At 34.4% G+C, this 17947-nt stretch carries 12 protein-coding genes; 9 read left to right on the top strand and 3 right to left on the bottom strand.

Annotation, left to right across the window (positions count from 1 at the left end; translation table 11 throughout):
- Window positions 1–126 precede the first annotated feature (126 nt).
- From OIU83_RS01365 to OIU83_RS01355, 3 genes are all read left to right on the top strand, one after another.
- Entirely contained in the window at window positions 127–3153 is a 3027-nt protein-coding gene (locus tag OIU83_RS01365) for a SusC/RagA family TonB-linked outer membrane protein (RefSeq protein ID WP_264204485.1), read from the top strand.
- A gap of 17 nt (window positions 3154–3170) precedes the next feature.
- Window positions 3171–4601 (top strand): RagB/SusD family nutrient uptake outer membrane protein, encoded by a 1431-nt coding sequence (locus OIU83_RS01360; RefSeq protein WP_264204484.1) that lies wholly within the window; start codon window positions 3171–3173, stop codon window positions 4599–4601.
- 76 nt (window positions 4602–4677) lie between these two features.
- Window positions 4678–7230 (top strand): S9 family peptidase, encoded by a 2553-nt coding sequence (locus tag OIU83_RS01355; RefSeq protein ID WP_264204483.1) that lies wholly within the window; start codon window positions 4678–4680, stop codon window positions 7228–7230.
- A 75-nt stretch (window positions 7231–7305) separates the two neighbouring features.
- Here OIU83_RS01355 and OIU83_RS01350 read toward each other — a convergent pair whose 3' ends face one another.
- The 3 genes from OIU83_RS01350 to OIU83_RS01340 all read right to left on the bottom strand — a co-directional run bounded on the left by OIU83_RS01350 (window position 7306) and on the right by OIU83_RS01340 (window position 9875).
- The gene (locus tag OIU83_RS01350; protein WP_264204482.1) at window positions 7306–7575 is read right to left on the bottom strand and encodes a DUF6520 family protein; all 270 of its coding nucleotides are present in this window, start codon (window positions 7573–7575) and stop codon (window positions 7306–7308) included.
- A gap of 92 nt (window positions 7576–7667) precedes the next feature.
- Window positions 7668–9182: a MauE/DoxX family redox-associated membrane protein gene (locus tag OIU83_RS01345; protein ID WP_264204481.1), complete on the bottom strand. Its 1515-nt coding sequence runs from the start codon at window positions 9180–9182 to the stop codon at window positions 7668–7670.
- Window positions 9183–9584: 402 nt separating this feature from the next.
- Window positions 9585–9875 (bottom strand): hypothetical protein, encoded by a 291-nt coding sequence (locus OIU83_RS01340; RefSeq protein WP_319005340.1) that lies wholly within the window; start codon window positions 9873–9875, stop codon window positions 9585–9587.
- 786 nt (window positions 9876–10661) lie between these two features.
- Between OIU83_RS01340 and OIU83_RS01335 the strand changes: the two genes are divergently transcribed.
- From OIU83_RS01335 to OIU83_RS01310, 6 genes are all read left to right on the top strand, one after another.
- Window positions 10662–11054 (top strand): plasmid mobilization protein, encoded by a 393-nt coding sequence (locus OIU83_RS01335; protein WP_319005339.1) that lies wholly within the window; start codon window positions 10662–10664, stop codon window positions 11052–11054.
- The gene (locus tag OIU83_RS01330; protein WP_264204479.1) at window positions 11039–12349 is read left to right on the top strand and encodes a relaxase/mobilization nuclease domain-containing protein; all 1311 of its coding nucleotides are present in this window, start codon (window positions 11039–11041) and stop codon (window positions 12347–12349) included. Before OIU83_RS01335 ends, OIU83_RS01330 begins: the two co-directional genes overlap by 16 nt.
- A 17-nt stretch (window positions 12350–12366) precedes the next feature.
- Window positions 12367–14346 (top strand): conjugal transfer protein MobC, encoded by a 1980-nt coding sequence (gene mobC, locus OIU83_RS01325; protein WP_264204623.1) that lies wholly within the window; start codon window positions 12367–12369, stop codon window positions 14344–14346.
- Between the two features lie 189 nt (window positions 14347–14535).
- The gene (locus OIU83_RS01320) at window positions 14536–15282 is read left to right on the top strand and encodes a hypothetical protein (protein WP_264204478.1); all 747 of its coding nucleotides are present in this window, start codon (window positions 14536–14538) and stop codon (window positions 15280–15282) included.
- A 133-nt stretch (window positions 15283–15415) separates the two neighbouring features.
- Window positions 15416–16600 carry a hypothetical protein gene (locus OIU83_RS01315; RefSeq protein ID WP_264204477.1) on the top strand — a complete coding sequence of 395 codons (1185 nt, stop codon included), beginning with the start codon at window positions 15416–15418 and terminating at the stop codon, window positions 16598–16600.
- Between the two features lie 75 nt (window positions 16601–16675).
- Window positions 16676–17944 (top strand): phospholipase D family protein, encoded by a 1269-nt coding sequence (locus OIU83_RS01310; RefSeq protein WP_264204476.1) that lies wholly within the window; start codon window positions 16676–16678, stop codon window positions 17942–17944.
- Window positions 17945–17947 lie beyond the last annotated feature (3 nt).

The following is a 17947-nucleotide window of genomic DNA, read 5'->3' as shown; positions in this document are numbered from 1 at the left end:
GGATGTAGTGATTTAATGTAATGTTAAATCTAAACTGCACAAAAAAAAGACCCTCTACCCACAGTTTGCAACAAGAGTAGAGAGTCATAATTAAAAAACTTCTGTTTATTAATCTTATCCAAAATTATGAAAAATTTTTCATTTTGCAAGGGTCGAGAGGTTCTGTGGTATGCGTTTATTTCAACAATGTATCTAACCTGCCCAGACACCTTTGCTAAACCCACAACAAAATATTCCCCCACACAGCAGCAGTTGCAAATTAGCGGTACTATCACTGATGGTATCGGTGCTTTGCCTGGAGTCACTGTAGGAATAAAGGGATCTACAATATCAACCATTACTGATCTAAGTGGTAAATACACAATCAATGCTACCAATACAGATATACTGGTCTTCTCTTATATAGGGTATAAAACGGTGGAAATTCCGATTGGTTCACAATCTATTATCAATCTGGAAATGAAGGAAGATGCAACCGACCTTCAGGAAGTAACTATCAATGCTGGTTATTACTCTGTAAAAGATAGCGAGCGTACTGGAAGTATTACTAAAATAACTTCAAAAGATATCGAAAAGCAGCCTGTAACTAATGTTCTTGCTACCATGCAAGGTCGTATGGCAGGTGTTAATATAACTCAAAATACTGGAATGCCGGGTGGAGGTTTTGATATTGAAATCCGTGGACAAAATAGTTTGAGACTTGATGGTAACAGTCCCCTGTATATCATTGATGGTGTTCCTTACTCTTCACAGGAGATTGGCAGTTCTTATACATCAGGTAATATGCCTGCGCAAAATAGTCCGCTTAATAGTATTAATCCGGGGAATATTTCTAACATCGAAGTTCTAAAAGATGCCGATGCTACAGCTATTTATGGTTCACGCGGTGCAAACGGTGTTGTTCTTATTACCACAAAAAAAGGAAGAGAAGGCAAAACATCATTTAGTACGAACTATTCAAACGGATACGGACAGGTAGCACATTTTATCGATCTTATGGATACTCCACAGTATTTAGCAATGCGAAGAGAAGCTTTTGCTAATGATGGCATTACAGACTATCCAGCGGAGGCTTATGATGTTAATGGGACTTGGAATCAGGATAGGAACACCAACTGGCAGAAACAGCTTATAGGTGGTACAGCCAGTTACACGAATATTCAGTCCTCACTATCGGGTGGCTCAGCCCAAACACAGTTTTTATTGAGTGGAAATTACAATAAAGAAACTACAGTATATCCCGGAGATTTTGATTACATCAAAGCCAATGGACATTTTAATCTAAACCATGAATCATTAGACCAAAAGTTCAAAGTTACTTTTACTACAGGCTATACGGCGCAATTTAATAACCTACCCTCAGTAGATCTCACACGTGATGCAATTACTTTAGTACCTAATGCTCCATCACTTTATGATTCCGCTGGAAAACTAAATTGGGAGAACAATACATTTGAAAATCCTCTGGCAAAACTTGAAGGGAAAATAAAAGGACAAACGTATGACTTTCTGGCTAATATTCTGCTCTCATATGATTTAGGAATGGGCTTTACCGCAAAGACCAGCCTTGGTTATACAGACCTTCGCCAAAGTCAGATGAATTTACTTCCTTCTACGACCTACAATCCAGCATATGGACTTGGAAGCGAAGTTTCTGCCGTATTTTCAAATACAGTTAATCGTAATTCGTGGATTGCAGAACCACAACTGGGATGGGGTTATACAATTGGTAAAGGAAAAATTGAAGTGCTAGCCGGAGCGACTTTCCAACAACAAAAAAGCAATCAGTTAGTTAGCGCCGCAGAAGGCTTTGCCAGTAATAGCCTGATTGAAAATCCTGCTTCAGCAGCAAACTACCTTATTTTAAATAGTGACGAGACATTGTACAAGTATCAGGCATTTTTTGGGCGTGTAAATCTGAATTGGCAAGGAAAGTACATTTTAAATCTTACAGGTCGAAGGGATGGATCGAGCCGCTTCGGACCCGGTCGGCAATTTGCTACATTCGGAGCAGTTGGTGCAGCATGGCTTTTTGGAGACGAAAGTTTCATAAAGCAAAATATAAATTTCTTAAGCTTTGGAAAATTACGGACTAGTTATGGAACCACTGGTAATGATCAGATTGGCGATTATCAATATTTGGATACCTATAGTACTTCGGGATACACTTATCAGGGGGTTAGCGGCTTGCAGCCAACCCGCCTTTATAATCCGAATTTTGGATGGGAAACCAATCGAAAATTAGAAGCTGCTCTGGAGATGGGATTTTTGAATGACCGAATATCCACTACAATAGCATGGTATCGCAATCGCTCTTCAAGTCAATTGGTAGGAATACCATTGCCGGGAACAACTGGATTCGCAGAGTTACGAGCCAATTTGGATGCCGAAGTTCAAAATAGTGGAATGGAATTTAGCCTTCGTACCGTAAATGTACAGGGCAAAGATTTTAGTTGGATTAGTAATTTTAATATTACCAGTGCCAAAAGCGAACTACTGTCCTTTCCTGGTTTGGAAGGCTCATCCTATAAAAACCAATACGTAATTGGTCAACCCATTAATATCGTAAAGGTGTATCATTATACAGGACTTAATCAAACCACAGGTTCTTATCAATTTGAAGATTATAACAACGATGGGAATTTATCAGCAGCAGATGATAAAAAGATTATTAAAAATCTTAGCCCAAAGTTTTATGGCGGATTTCAAAATCAAATACGATATGGAAATGTGCAATTAGATTTTATGTTTCAGTTTGTGAAGCAGCAGAATTTTAATGAAAATTTCAGAACATCGATGCCGGGTACTATGGTCAACCAACCCGAAGCTGTCATTAATCATTGGCAAAAAACGGGGGATGAAGGTCCTTATCAATCTTATAGTAATAATAATGCTGAGAAAAGAGCTGCAAGTATAAGGTACTCTCAAAGCGATGCAGCAATAAGCGATGCCTCTTTTATCCGTTTAAAGAATGTGTCAATCTCTTTCGATTTACCTCGAGACTGGACTAAGAAATTCTTCTGTAAGATTAGTCTGCAAGCGCAGAACTTACTAACCATAACGCCTTATAAAGGTATTGACCCTGAGTTTCGATCATCTGGATATTTACCGCCATTGCGTATTATCACAACAAGTCTGCAAGTTACTTTTTAACCTCAAAAAACAACCTTATGAAAAATAGTAAATTATTCCAAGGTCTTAGGCATCACCAAAATTATAATGTTAGAGCCATATTCTTATTCGTAATATGGAGTATACTTTCTTGTTTTATAACAGGATGCGACAATTTTGTTGATGTAGATTTGCCTTCTTCACAACTAACTGCTGAAGATGTATTTGAAGATAAAGCTACAGCAAATGCAGCAATGGTTGACATATATACTAAAATTCGCGAAAACGGCTTACTTACTGGAGGGCCATCAGGTATTTCAAGTCAGCTTGGGCTTTATACAGATGAACTTACCTTTTATGGTGTATCTGGTAGCGGTCAGGCTAATTTCTATAATAACTCGCTCTTGGCTTCCGATACAGAAATTTCAGAATTATGGACAAGCAGTTACAATCAAATCTATTCCGCTAATGCAATCATTGAAGGAGTTAATGCATCTAATGCACTCCAAGCAAAAGATAAAGATCAATTGATGGGAGAAGCATTGTTTGTTCGGGGGTTAATTCATTTTTATCTCACTAATGTTTTCGGAAATATTCCTTACATCATAACAACAGATTACAAGCAAAATAGTATTGTTCATCGAATGCCTGAGAATGAAGTATATGATTTAATCAAAAAAGACTTGGAACAGGCAAGTAAATTGTTACCGGAAGAATATACAGGCACAGAGCGGGTTCGTCCTAACAAATGGACTTCACAGGCTTTATTGGCACGAATATGTCTCTATTTACAACAATGGGATGAAGCTTCAGATGCTTCTTCTTCTGTATTGAACCAGACAGGTTTGTATGTATGGCCTACAGATCTTAGTTCAGTATTTCTTAAAGGAAGTTCCGCAACCATATGGCAATTGATGCCGGCAATTGATGGTATGAATACACATGAGGCAGAAACATTTGTTTTTACACAAGGTCCACCATCATCATTAGCAATCAACGATGAACTAGTCAAAGTTTTTACTACTCAGGATTTACGTAAGGATAATTGGTTAAAAGCAGTCACTGATGGTACAAGTATATGGTATCATGCAAATAAGTATAAGGAACAGACTAATACGGGTTCTTCAGTTGAGTATTCAATTGTGCTGAGGACAGCCGAACAATACCTCATAAGAGCTGAGGCACGTGCGCATCAGGGTGATATTATTGGGGCAAAAGAAGATTTGGATAAAACAAGAAACTTAGCAGGGTTAAATAAAACTTCTGCTACTACCGCAGAAGAAATTATAACAGAGGTATTGTTAGAACGCCGTTTGGAGTTTTTTACCGAATTAGGACATCGCTTTTTCGATTTAAAAAGAACTGGTCGGTTAGATACCACATTATCATCAGTGAAACCGCAATGGGGAACAACAGACCGTTTATTACCAATTCCTGAATCGGAACTATTACTCAATCCAAATTTAGCTCCCCAAAATGCAGGATATTAATCAAATATGCATGTCAGATACATTGAAAAGACACAAAAACTTTTTAAGGTTTTTTATATGCTTTATAGTTTTGGTAATGGCTACTACTTCTTGGGGGCAGGAAATACCAAAACGTGCATTGAGCAAAGCCGATTATCATCTTTGGAGCAAAATCCTGACAAGAAAATTATCAAATAACGGTCTATGGGTAAGTTATCTATTGATGTATGAATCTAAGAAAGATAGCTTGTTTGTAAAAAGTACTAAAGGCAACATCACATACAATTTTCCCAGTGCGAAAGATGGAACTTTTAACGGTGAGTCAGAGTTTGCATGTATTGCAAATGATACACTTACTGTTACTAATCTAAAGAAGGGTACACTAACAAAAATAGCAAATGTTCAAGATTTTTCATTTTCTGGAAACAACCGGTTTTTGTTAATGCTGCTAAAACAATCCAATGATAAATACCTACTTGTTGTTCAGGATCTAAATGGAGAAAAGAAGTTTGAAATACCCAATGTAAGCCAGTGGCGTCTTGAACCCAATCGCAACGGTGTACTCTATTGTAAAGAGTCCTTAGTGGGTAATGAAATTGCCTATCTTACTTTGGGACCTAAGGTGGAAAACCATCATATACTATCTGACACTAAAGGAAAATTTCAGAATTTGAACTGGCGTGGTACTACAATTGCTTTTGTACAAAATATCGAAGAAGCTCCTCAACTTTTTAGTTACAATGTAGTAAGCGGTAGACTACATTGTTTTGATTCACGTAAACAGCATAATTTTCCAGAAGATATGAAAATTTCAAATGAGACGTATCAATCCCTTACAATATCGGATGATGGAGATTGTATTTTTTTCTGGATAAAAGAAGATATAAAACACCATCCAAATATTGATTCCAAGGCTGTACAAGTTTGGAATACTACCGATAAACTCCTCTTTGATCACAAAAAGTATGTTGGACAATATACACTTATGGATAAAATGGCAGTCTGGTTCGTGAAAAGCAACCGATTTGTGCAAATTACCGACAGGGAAATTCCAAAAGGATTTCTCAGTAGCGATTATAAAAATGCATTTATTTATGATCCTATAGCTTATGAACCTCAAAGTAATTTTGATGGTCCTTTTGATTTGTATATTGTAAATCTACAATTAGGAAAAAGAAAACGAATTCTAGAAAAATACTCTGGCGATAATCTAACAATTCCTTCCCCTGATGGAAAATATTTAGCCTATCCAAAAGAAGGGAACTGGTGGATATATGATATAAATACTGACACACATGCCAACATCACTGCTTCAATACCGCTGTCTTTTTTTCGACAGGATCAGGATAAACCCATTGAAGCAACTCCTTATGGAAATGCTGGGTGGACGGTACAGGACAATTGTATTGTCCTGTACGATCAGTATGATTTATGGCAAATATCAGTGGATGGTAAAATTAAAAAGCGCCTTACAAGAGGTAGAGAAATAGAAAGAACCTACCGAATTAAAAACCTAAAACAAGCCCCAATTTACCCAGAACATGAAATTGAAACTAAGGGTATATCCCTGCAATTAGAAAAAGGACTTCTACTTGATGCTGCGGATAAAAATTCAGGAGCATCCGGATTCTTTAAGTGGACTTTTAAAACCGGAGAAAAAGAATTGGTATGGGAATCAAAAAGGATTAATCAGATTGCCAAAGCTCTCAATAGTGATAGTTATATTTATGTAGAACAGAGTTATGAAGTAGCTCCAACACTTATGTCTTACCAGAAGTCATCGGAAAAAGTTTTCCAAACGAACAACCAGCAAAAGTATTTTTATTGGGGTAAAACCGAGCCTATTCGCTTTATTGTTGGAGGTGAAAAATTATCAGGTATTTTATATTTTCCAGCTGGATATCAAGAAGGGATTAAGTACCCAATGGTGGTGCATATATACGAAAGACAGTTTCAATACTTTAATAATTATGTGAATCCTACTTCTTATACCAGTGATGGTTTCAATATTACAAATCTTACCACACAAGGCTATTTTGTCTTTCTCCCCGATATGGTTTTTGAAAAAGGGAACGTAGGTCAGTCGGCAACCCAATGCGTCTTATCAGCAGTTGATGCAGTTATTGCGAGAGGTTTTGTTGATCAAAAAAAGATTGGATTAATTGGGCATTCATTTGGAGGATATCAGACGGATCTGATTATAACACAGACAGACCGGTTTGCAGCAGCCGTTTCTGGCGCTGCATGGACTGACCTTGTAAGTAGTTATCTCTACGTAGGAAGCACTTTTAGCAGACCTGATTTTTATCGTGCTGAACACGATCAATTGCGCATTGGTAAATCGCTATTCGAAGATATGGATAGCTATTTGAACAATTCACCAGTTTTAAAAGCAGCTAACGTTAAGACCCCTTTACTTGGATGGACAGGTGAGCAGGACAGGCATATACATTACCTTCAAAGTATGGAGTTTTATTTGGCTCTGCGAAGGCTTAATAGATCTCATATCCTACTGGTTTATCCTGAAGAAGGTCACAGTTTATCAAAGCGAGAAAATCAAAAAGATCTCAACGAACGTATTGAACAATGGTTTGGTTATTACTTAAAGAATGACCAACCAAAAGATTGGATGGAAAATGGATTTCAATAAAAAGCTTTCCTAGACTAATAAAAAATGATGCCGTCTAATTAATAGACGGCATCAAAATTTACACCAAAGTCTCAACTATTGTACGTTCCTTTTTAGAGGAGTTAGACATGTTGAAATCGGTTTGGCGTAAAGTTGCTCACCATCCGGAGTTGTACAGTCAAAATTTCCTGAATTGGAACATACTTGTACTCTCTCACAAGGGTTCGGACCAGAAACATGTTTCCATCCCATAATTGGTGCCAATTCTTCGCTACTTTTATCCATAGCGTTAGTACTCATAGCACTAGTCAATCCAAGTGCTACTACTGCCATTGGCAATACGAATTTTAAAAAATTAGTTTTCATAATAATAAAATTTATAGTTAATGATCTACTCTTTTTTACAGGTTTTCGATCAGATCCCTGCTATTGGCCAATAGATTTTTAATACAGTTCATTTATTTTTTATACTTAGAAATAATTTTTTTATCCAGGTCACAACGAACAATATGGTTACCTATCAAGGCAAACAATTTATTGTCATACACAACAAAATTTCTCACTTTTTTGCCCTCTATATCATAGATGCAAAAACTGAACAGATATCGATTACCAATGATATCATAAACATCTATTATGCTGGCACTTTTCCACATATCATCTTCTTCATATCGTCCTGGAATTGCTGAATTGACATACAAAAGGTCATTATAAACGGCACTACTTTTATTAACGAATAAAGGCGGTTTTGCAAATTTTCGTTGACGGTGTTTCTCAACTTTTACAATATTCAGTTTTGCGCGTGTTATAGTATCAATGGTGTTTCCTCTAAAATCAATTTTTAAATCATTATCTGCAACTGTAAATTGATTGCGGTAGGCATAGAGGAAAATAATTCTTTTGAGACCGGTGCTATACAGTAGCTGACCGTCTGTATCAAATACACCATCAAATTGTTTTTCTAGAACTTGAGGATTTAAAATTGTTTGTGTAGTATCCACTAAATTAATTACACCCAAAATACTTTCGCCATTTATTGAGGAATGGGTTCGTACTGCAATTGCAGTAGAATCGATTGCCTCTGCCGTTGTAAAATACTCTCCTCCCTTTTTTCTAATTTTGGCTTTCCAATCTTTTATATTACCTCTATAAATACATGGTATTCTTCCATCCACCACAAAGAAATATGGTGCTTGTACTATAATATTTACTGCTTGAAAAGGAAGATCTTTTCGGTCAAGATCGATAACTTTTTTTTGGGTTTGATGTAGTTCTCGGTCCAGTACAGTAATCAATAAAGGAGCTGTAGTATTTCCTAAGTATATATTATGATTGTCAACTCCTGCTATATAGTAAGAATTAAGTTTAAGATTGGTGCTATTAGTTGTCTGAATCGGCGTATGAGGAAAACGTCTGGTTAATTTATTATGGTAATGGATGATATTCTCAGACATTAAGAATAAGATAATTATTATAGCGATACTACAAAATGTAGTAATGAAAAATATTGAAAAAAGTGTTTTTGATTTTACTTTATCTTTTACTGATTCATCCTTGCAGTAATATAGGATTATTGCCAATATTGCCATTGCGATAAAAATGCAATTGAAAATTAAATGTTGTGTCCAATTCAATTTTTCGAGAACACCTCCACAAGAACAAGGTACAAAAGCTGTATAATGAAGTACTATGAAAATATAAGCAGTGAACATAACCATTAAACCATATGATGCGAACAGTCCAATAAAACGAAATTTAGGAATAATAAGCAACACGCAAATTATGAGTTCTATAATGGGTACAAGTAGAGAAATCCAGTCGGAAAATGCACTCAATAAGGGTGACTGTCCTAATTGTACACGGAAGTTCTCAAAATCAAATAATTTACTTGAGGCGGCGTACACAAATAAAAAGACATATAACATACAAATTACATCTAGAATGATTCTCTTGATATTCCTATTCAATCTCATAACATTTGAGTATTTAATTTAAAACGAATACAGTTATAGGGTATGTAAAAGCGCATAACCTTTATTAGAATTTTATTTGCTAGCGTGCTACTTTATGAGTAAAGATTTTTACATGCTTTTGGTACTGGTTTCAATTTCTGTAAGGTGTAAAATGTTAAGTGTTTGGGATTTGGGTAAGTAAGTTGAAATCGAACCAGGAACAAAGTTATGGTAGTTTGTTTTACAACGTGTTGCGAAAATCCCGCCAATGTACCCCAAAAATTATAGAAAATCCCGCCATTTTACTATCGAAAACAAAAACAGTATTTCTTTTCTTACAAAACAAACTATGCAAAACAAAAAATGCCACTCAATAGTTACTATTGAATGGCATTACTTCATTTTGAATTAAATAGCTTTGATTTACTTACTAGGTTCACTCAGATTAGTAAGCTTTTCACTGAATTCTATCAGACCTGCTTTTTGAAGGCATTCACCTGCAAGTAGTTTTAATTCTTGCAGATTTTCATCAGAAAGGCTCTTTAAAAGAATCGATGTTTTTTCACTGTCTTTAACAGATAATCCACGTTCAATAACGTGAGTTAATAACAATACATTCTTTCGTGAAATTTTTAAATCAATTTTCACCACTTCATTCATACCAGGGATACTAAGCACAGTATCTAAAATCTTGGCTGCATCATTTGTTGTCATAATCTTCACGTTTTAAGTTAATAATCTTTTCTACAAAGGTATAAAGCCATTGTCAAAGTATCATGGGCATAATATACCCATGATAGGTTGGATTCATTTAGCTTATCTAACTTCGCATTTGAAATGGAGAAAGAGAGTAAAAAAAATATAAAAGGTTTCACTCACTAAGTTGATTAGAATTACATAAAACCATAAGGGGTATAAAGTGGAATTTTAAGGCTGCTTTTTTAAGAAATATTGTTTCAAAAACGAATTCAATTCAAGCGGTCTTTGAACTGTTTTTATTCCTGAAAATAACAATAAAAACCTTCCCGAAAATAGTCAGGATCTTATTGTTTTTAAAAGAAGTTATCTCTTTGAAAGAGCATGTCTTTTTTAATGAGAAAAGTGAATTTGATTTGGCTCCGCTGTTCAGTAATTAGAACAGAGAAAAATTGTCGACAGCATGCACTTTCCTTGAGTCTTGAAAGTAGAACTAAAAATAATTTTCTCAGAAGCTGCAAATATTTATTGCGTCAGCTAGAGCCGAATTGAATGACGAAAATAGGACTATGAATACAAAATTTCCAAAAAGTGCTTATAAATGAAAAATTTGAGTTTTGAACATTTTATAAATATTTGGAATGTCTAAAAAACATTTAAAGTAGAAGAAAGATTGCCACGTTCCTGCAATCGGCCAGATGTCCGGTTGTTAAACAACCGATTCTGGCTGCTCTATACTCGGGACTCGTTCGCAGTGGTACTGAAAGGATAAAAAGAGTTTGATAATGATGAAAATGAAAGATGATGGAAAGAGAAAATTCAAACAGGACACGTATTGTGGGCTTGCGATTTACGCCCGAAGAGTATTTGAAAATTGAGCGTAAATGGAAAGCCAGTAGCTCCCGTAAGCTAAGTGACTACATTCGCAACCACCTATTCAATAAGCCTATTACGACCAATTATCGTAACAAATCTCTTGACGAATTTATGCTTGAGATTATACGACTCAGAGGTGAGTTAAGTGCATTAGGGAACAACTTCAACCAAGTAGTAAAAAAGCTCCATACCCTTGACAAAATTCCAGAATTTAAAGTCTGGATTATCAGTTCAGAACAAGATAAAAAAAAGCTCTTGGACAAAGTGGAAGAAATCAAAGAATACATCCAAAAATTTTCAGCAAGATGGTTGCTATCATAAAGACAGGACATTCGATACATAACATTTTTAACTATAACGAAAACAAAGTAAAACAGGGTGTAGCAGCATGTATCGGTGAAGGGAATTATCCTATGGATGTGGATAAAATGAGTGGTACTATGAAGGTGAACAGGTTCTTAAAACAAGCAGCTTTGAATGATAATGTAAAGCGAAACAGTGTTCATATTTCACTGAATTTTCATCCATCAGAAAATTATTCCAAAGAAAAATTGATGGATATTGCCCATACATATATGGATAAAATTGGTTTTGGAGAACAACCTTATTTGGTATACCAGCATCACGATTCGGGACATCCACACATTCATTTGGTCTCCATAAAAGTACGGGCTGATGGTAGTCGGATTGACACGCATAATATAGGTAGAAATCAATCTGAAACGGCAAGAAAAGAAATTGAAAAATCCTTTGGTCTTGTAATAGCTGAAGGACGTAGAAAAAATCAGAATATAGAAATCCAGCCTATTGTTATGGGTAAAGTCAGATACGGAAGAATCCAGTCGAAAAAAGCAATTTCAAATGTGTTGTCCGAGGTACTTTCGTCTTATAAATATGGTAGTCTTGCTGAACTCAATGCTATCTTAAAGCAATATAATGTTTTGGCAGACCGGGGAAATGAAAATTCAAGGATATTTAAAACTAAAGGATTGGTGTATCGGATACTGGATGAAAATGGAAAACCTATGGGAGTACCCATAAAGGCTAGTGACTTTTACGACAAACCAACTCTAAAATTTTTAGAAGACAAATTCACATCAAAATCTACTGATAAAATTTCGGATAAAAGCAGAATAAAAAATGCTATTGACAAGGCATTTTTAAGGACAAAAATGTCACTAACTGAATTGGTAGGACTATTGGAAAAAGACGGTATCAATACTGTTTTTAGAAAAAATGCAGAAGGATTACTTTATGGAATTACTTATGTAGACCACACTACCAAGTGTGTTTTTAATGGCAGTGTACTTGGAAAAGAGTACAGTGCTAAAGCGATACAGGAACGTTGCGAAGCATCTGCATTAGTGGGACAAAAAGTATTGTTTTTTGGTACTGAAAAAATAGATGACAATATATTTCAAAAGGCAGTATCAGATGGTAATAAGACTCCTTTAAGTGATGCTTTTGAAAATAATAAACCTGCTGAATTAAATATGAATCTGGGACAACTTCTCGATTTGTTAACCCAATCTGAGCATGCCGCCAATTATGTTCCAAACCAGCTTAAGGGAAAACGAAAAAAGAAAAAAAGAAGAGGACAATCTGATAATCAATAAAAATTGAAATCATGGCAATGCAGACAGGAGAAAATGAACAGGCGCTACGAAAGATCTTGGATATGACAAGACTCATCAGTATCATTATTTTAAGTATTCACTTTTATTATTATTGTTATGCCGCTTTTAAGGATTGGCATCTTGTTAGTGCCTTTAGTGATAAAATTCTGGGCAATGTATACAACACTGGGTTGTTTAGTAATTTTCATAAGTCCAAGCTATTTGCCTTAGGATTTTTACTGATTTCACTCATTGGAGCTAAAGGACGTAAGGACGAAAAACTCAATTATAAAACGGCTTTTGCCTATATAATTACAGGGCTGTTGGTTTTTTTCATAAGCTATCTTTCTTTGCTATTAAAAATAAAAATCGTACAAGCTGCTACAATCTATATGAGCTTGACTGTAATTGGATTCCTCTTGATACTTTCAGGTGGTACTTTACTATCCCGAATTATAAAAAACAGACTTAACCAGAAGGATATTTTCAATAAAGAAAACGAGACCTTTCCTCAGGAAGAACGGCTTCTTGAAAATGAATATTCTATTAATCTGCCGGCTCGCTATCATTTAAAAGATAAAGTACGAAACAGCTGGATAAATATTATTAATCCCTTCAGAGCACTGATGGTTCTGGGCACTCCCGGCTCCGGTAAATCTTACTTTGTAATTAGGCACGTGATCACTCAGCATATCAAAAAAGGATTCAGCATGTTTGTGTATGATTTTAAGTATGATGACTTATCCAAAATAGTCTATAATACTTTTGAAAAATATAAGCATGTTTATAAGGTACTGCCTAAATGTTATTTTATAAATTTCGATAAAATCATGCACCGTTGTAATCCCTTAGACCCTCAGAGTATGGAAGATATTACCGATGCTTCTGAGTCTGCCCGTACGATCTTAATGGGACTGAACAGAGAATGGATCAAACGGCAAGGAGATTTTTTTGTGGAATCTCCTATTAACTTTTTATCGGCTATTATATGGTATCTCAGGAGATATAAAGATGGGGAATTTTGTACCCTACCTCATGTAATTGAACTCATGCAAGTAGATTACGACAGTCTCTTTACATTACTTAGGACAGAAAAAGAAATTGAGGTTCTGATTAACCCCTTTGTGAACGCATACCTCAATGATGTGATGGAGCAATTAGAAGGACAAATTGCTTCAGCAAAGGTAGCAATGGCAAGGCTTTCATCACCACAACTGTATTATGTACTATCGGGAAACGACTTCACTTTGGACATTAATAACCCACTAGAACCTAAAATTGTATGTATGGGGAATAACCCACAGAAAATACAAATTTATGGAGCTGTTTTATCGCTATATGTAAACCGACTTGTGAAGCTGGTAAACAAAAAAGGTAAAATGAAATCCAGCCTCATCTTTGATGAATTTCCGACTATTTACCTCAATAATGTAGATAGCCTAATTGCCACTGCACGTAGCAATAAAGTAGCCACTTGTTTGGGAATCCAGGACTTTAGCCAGTTGCGTAAAGATTATGGTCGTGAACAGGCTGATGTGATTATGAATATTACCGGAAATATCATCAGTGGACAAGTAACTGGAGATACCTCCAAACAATTATCGGAACGTTTTGGAAAGATTATGCAAGACAGGGAAAGCCTATCAATTAACAGTGGGGATACTTCAATCAGTCGTTCAAAACAGTTGGAATCGGCAGTACCACCTTCCAAAATTTCCGGTCTTAGTTCTGGTGAATTTGTAGGGATGGTCGCAGATGATCCCGATTGCAAAATTGATTTAAAAACCTTCCACTGCGAAATTGTAAATGACCATGAGGCAATTAAAAAAGAAGAAGAAAGCTATAAAGAAATACCTCCGGTGCGCAAATTGGACAACGCAATGATCCAGCGCAATTATCTTCAAATAAAACAGGACATTCAGGATATAATTCATTCTGAAATGGAGCGATTACTTAATGATCCCAGACAGATCTATTTGGTAATTAAGAAAAAATAAGGCTTAGTAAAAAACGTAAACAGTAAAATGATGCTATAAGAACAATTTACCGATATAATTCAATTGATAAAAACAGTCCTTATAGTTTTCTGTTAGAAATTACTTTCATTAACATTTTTATATTTAAAACATAGTTAGATTTGTTAAAAAAAATAATAGTAAAAATAGGATTATATAAATCAAGACAATATGAAAAAATATATAGCATATTTTGACTTTTTGGGATATAAGGAGTTTATTCTTAATAATGATAGTAAATATTTAAAAGAAAGAGTAAGTCATATTCTAAGAGATATTGAAATGGCACTGGGACAGGGGAAATATCAAGAACCGAAGAATGGTCGAATTTTATCTGACACAAGCCAAACGAGAATTAACTGTTTGAATATTTCGGATACAGTCATTTTTTGGACAAACGATGATAGTATTGAAAGTCTTGAAGAATTACTGATTGTAGCTCACAGATTTAACGGGCAAGAAGTTTTATTGAATTTTCCAATAAGAGGGGTTATATACTGTGACGAATTGGAAATGATTTCCGGAAAACAAACTAATACAGTTGGCTCTATTTATAGTGCAAACATAATTTATGGAAAAGGATTAGCGAACGCTCATATTAAAGGTGATAATTTAAATTGGTCTGGTTCTGTAATTGATCAGACTGTAATTGAAAATATCGCTGATCAGACCGATGTTATAGAATTCTTACAGCCATTTGCAAAGCTTTATAAAGTCCCTTATAAAAAGCCTTATCCAGATATGGGAGAAGAATATGCACTTCACTTAATTAAAGGGAATTTAAATCAAACAGCTTTTGAGAATACTAAAAAAGGAATCACACAAACTTTTAAAAGCGATAATAAAACTTTTGACCATCATAGGGTTAAGGAAATATTAGCGAACACAATTGAATATTTAGAATCATATAAAGAATAGCATACTAAAACTTACTTCACTATTTATACGTTATATAAATGATTTTTTTTTTTTAATGTATGAAAGAAATTAATGAAGTAATAGCGGATTTTGCAGAAAATTAATAGCAATGGGATTTGTATAAATAAAAAAAATGGAATCAGAAGAGATTGTAGATAAAGGTATTGAAGGTGAAAATTTCGTGACAAAACTTGCGGAAACATCTTATTTAAAATATTGGTGTTACCCTAATCCGAAGGATGTCGTTGGAGATAAAAAAGAAATTTGCGACCTGCTCATTCTATTTTTCGATACAGCTATTATTGTATCGGTTAAAAACTATAATGTTAATGGTAATTATGAACGATTCTTAAAAAGAGTAGTTGAAAAATCATCAAAACAATTATTCGGTGCCCAAAGAAAATTGTTCGGTTCTAAAGAAATAGTTCTGCATCATATGCAGCAAGGCGAGAAAAAATTTAATCCCGATGATTTTAAGCATGTGTTTAAAATTACTGTTAGTGTTGGTGAAGATTTTGAAAATTATGACTTTATTGACCATGATCAAGTCAAAGGAACAGTCAATATTTTCAATCGTGAAACATTTGAAGCTATAATTTTCGAATTGGATACAATTAAAGATTTGACAGAGTATTTAAAAGTAAGAGAAGAATTGCTTATTACTAATGAAGGAATTCCTTGTAATTGTAACGAAAAAGATTTAATAGCACAGTACTTAATGAATGCTCGAGAATTTCCAGAGGCGTTAATAAAAGATTTTGAAAATTTTACCAAATCTTTACAGGGAAAATGGCAAAAATATCATGCTAATAAAGATGTTCTTTTGAAAAAATTAGAAGAAGAGAAGAGTTATTTTATCGATCACTTAGTAAAAACTGATGTACTTCCATTAAAGGACGGAGAACTCTTGGCTAAAGAATTTATGACCATGAGTAGGTTTGAAAGAAGAATTATGGCAAATAATTTATTTGAACTTGTAAATAAGTATGAAGGTCAAGAAGGTATTCTAGCTAGAAGATATACAGTATTCAATGGTATTGGTTTTCTTTTTATATATTATCCCATCGAAAAGGAACAAAAAGAAATTGATGCAATTTTGTTTAGTGCTCAACAACTATATGCGTACTTTAAAAAAAATGACAAGATAGTTATGCTTGCTTCCACTCGTGGAATGAAGCAATGGAAATTCGGATTATTTCAAGCTTCCGAAATAACTGAAATAACTGAAAACTATTTACAGAATCTAGCTGCACAATTCGGATGGTTCCAGAATGAAAAGAGAATTGAACGGAATATTACGGAATACCCAAATGAATAATCTACATAATGACAAAGGCTACTTTTACAGATATACGGCAATCGGCTAAAAGCTTTGAACTATAATATTTAAGATATGATACAACGAAAGTTAAAACTTATAAGCGATTTAAAAATAGAGCTACAAAATTGTGATGAAATTTGGATTGCTGTTGCGATGGTTTCTGATAGTGGTTTTAATTATATTCAGAATCATATCGATAATGATGCAAAACAGAACTTTTTAGTTGGTATAGGACTTCCAACTTCACCACAGGTACTTAGACAATTGAAAGAATTAAATGCTCTGGACAGATTTAATAGTCGTGTATATCACAAAACGGAGACATTATTTCATCCAAAAGCCTATATTATTAGGACAAATGACAATTTAATTGCATACGTCGGTTCTGGTAATTGCACTGAAGGTGGTTTTGACAAAAACATAGAACTAAGCATTAAAATCCATGATCAAGATTTTTGTAATGGATTAATAGAGTGGTTCAATACTTTATATAAGCATTCAAATGAAATAACTGAAGACTTTTTAGAATCATATGAGATATTGTTTAAAAAACGCAAAGAAAGAATGCGTGAGGATCGTGCGGAATTAAAAAAGATTTTTAAAAATGAAAGTGATGTGTTCAATTTAGATGAAATTGACTTTGCAAATCAATTCTTTAAAAAAGAACATTTTCAAGCATTTGAAGGTAGAAAACCATGGGATGAATCTCCTGATGCAGTTAAACAGAGAGAGAATGTCAGGCAAAAACTTTATAAACTCAATAGAGAATTATTTCCTTTAGTTGAATCAAAAAAATGGAATATAGATCGTCATTATAGCCCTGGACATGTTGTTTCTTCAGCTATTCATAGTCAGCATACTGCTCAAGATCTTAGTGCAATTTGGCTTCATTATGGACGTGGAATGAATGAGATAAAGGAATATGGTGAAAACCAAACCCCTTTGGATTATATGAGGCTCCAAGTTATTATACATCATAATAATATTGGTATTTGGAATCGAATCGGGAAAGACAGGGGAAGTCAAATTGATCGTGACAATTTAAAATCAAATTTAAAGAATGATTCTGGATATAGAATAGAAATGTTTAATCTGATTGAAAGATTTCCTGATGAATATTTTATCCAATTAAATAACGAGAGAAGATTTGTTAGAACTTTCGAAAATGAGAATCAACTGGCGGACTATCTTCTAAGAGCCGACTATAATTTTTATTTTATTATTGGTGTTGAAATACACCCAGGGGATAGTAAACTTTCAGAAAAAAATATTTTGGAAACAATAATTAAAAGCTTTGACCTTCTTTATCCTACTTATGAACTAATTAAACATAAGTTCTAAAAG

It is taken from the genome of Flavobacterium shii (assembly GCF_025847235.1).
Taxonomy (GTDB): domain Bacteria; phylum Bacteroidota; class Bacteroidia; order Flavobacteriales; family Flavobacteriaceae; genus Flavobacterium; species Flavobacterium shii.
The sequence above is the reverse complement of the archived record's forward strand: the minus strand, read 5'-3'. Positions and strand labels throughout refer to the sequence as shown.

What these genes read in the sequence shown, in the direction of transcription:
- OIU83_RS01365 (WP_264204485.1), top strand. Translation starts at nt 127, where the DNA reads ATGAAAAATTTTTCATTTTGCAAGGGTCGAGAGGTTCTGTGGTATGCG.
- OIU83_RS01360 (WP_264204484.1), top strand. Translation starts at nt 3,171, where the DNA reads ATGAAAAATAGTAAATTATTCCAAGGTCTTAGGCATCACCAAAATTAT.
- OIU83_RS01355 (WP_264204483.1), top strand. Translation starts at nt 4,678, where the DNA reads ATGGCTACTACTTCTTGGGGGCAGGAAATACCAAAACGTGCATTGAGC.
- OIU83_RS01350 (WP_264204482.1), bottom strand. Translation starts at nt 7,575, where the DNA reads ATGAAAACTAATTTTTTAAAATTCGTATTGCCAATGGCAGTAGTAGCA.
- OIU83_RS01345 (WP_264204481.1), bottom strand. Translation starts at nt 9,182, where the DNA reads ATGAGATTGAATAGGAATATCAAGAGAATCATTCTAGATGTAATTTGT.
- OIU83_RS01340 (WP_319005340.1), bottom strand. Translation starts at nt 9,875, where the DNA reads ATGACAACAAATGATGCAGCCAAGATTTTAGATACTGTGCTTAGTATC.
- OIU83_RS01335 (WP_319005339.1), top strand. Translation starts at nt 10,662, where the DNA reads ATGGAAAGAGAAAATTCAAACAGGACACGTATTGTGGGCTTGCGATTT.
- OIU83_RS01330 (WP_264204479.1), top strand. Translation starts at nt 11,039, where the DNA reads ATGGTTGCTATCATAAAGACAGGACATTCGATACATAACATTTTTAAC.
- mobC (WP_264204623.1), top strand. Translation starts at nt 12,367, where the DNA reads ATGCAGACAGGAGAAAATGAACAGGCGCTACGAAAGATCTTGGATATG.
- OIU83_RS01320 (WP_264204478.1), top strand. Translation starts at nt 14,536, where the DNA reads ATGAAAAAATATATAGCATATTTTGACTTTTTGGGATATAAGGAGTTT.
- OIU83_RS01315 (WP_264204477.1), top strand. Translation starts at nt 15,416, where the DNA reads ATGGAATCAGAAGAGATTGTAGATAAAGGTATTGAAGGTGAAAATTTC.
- OIU83_RS01310 (WP_264204476.1), top strand. Translation starts at nt 16,676, where the DNA reads ATGATACAACGAAAGTTAAAACTTATAAGCGATTTAAAAATAGAGCTA.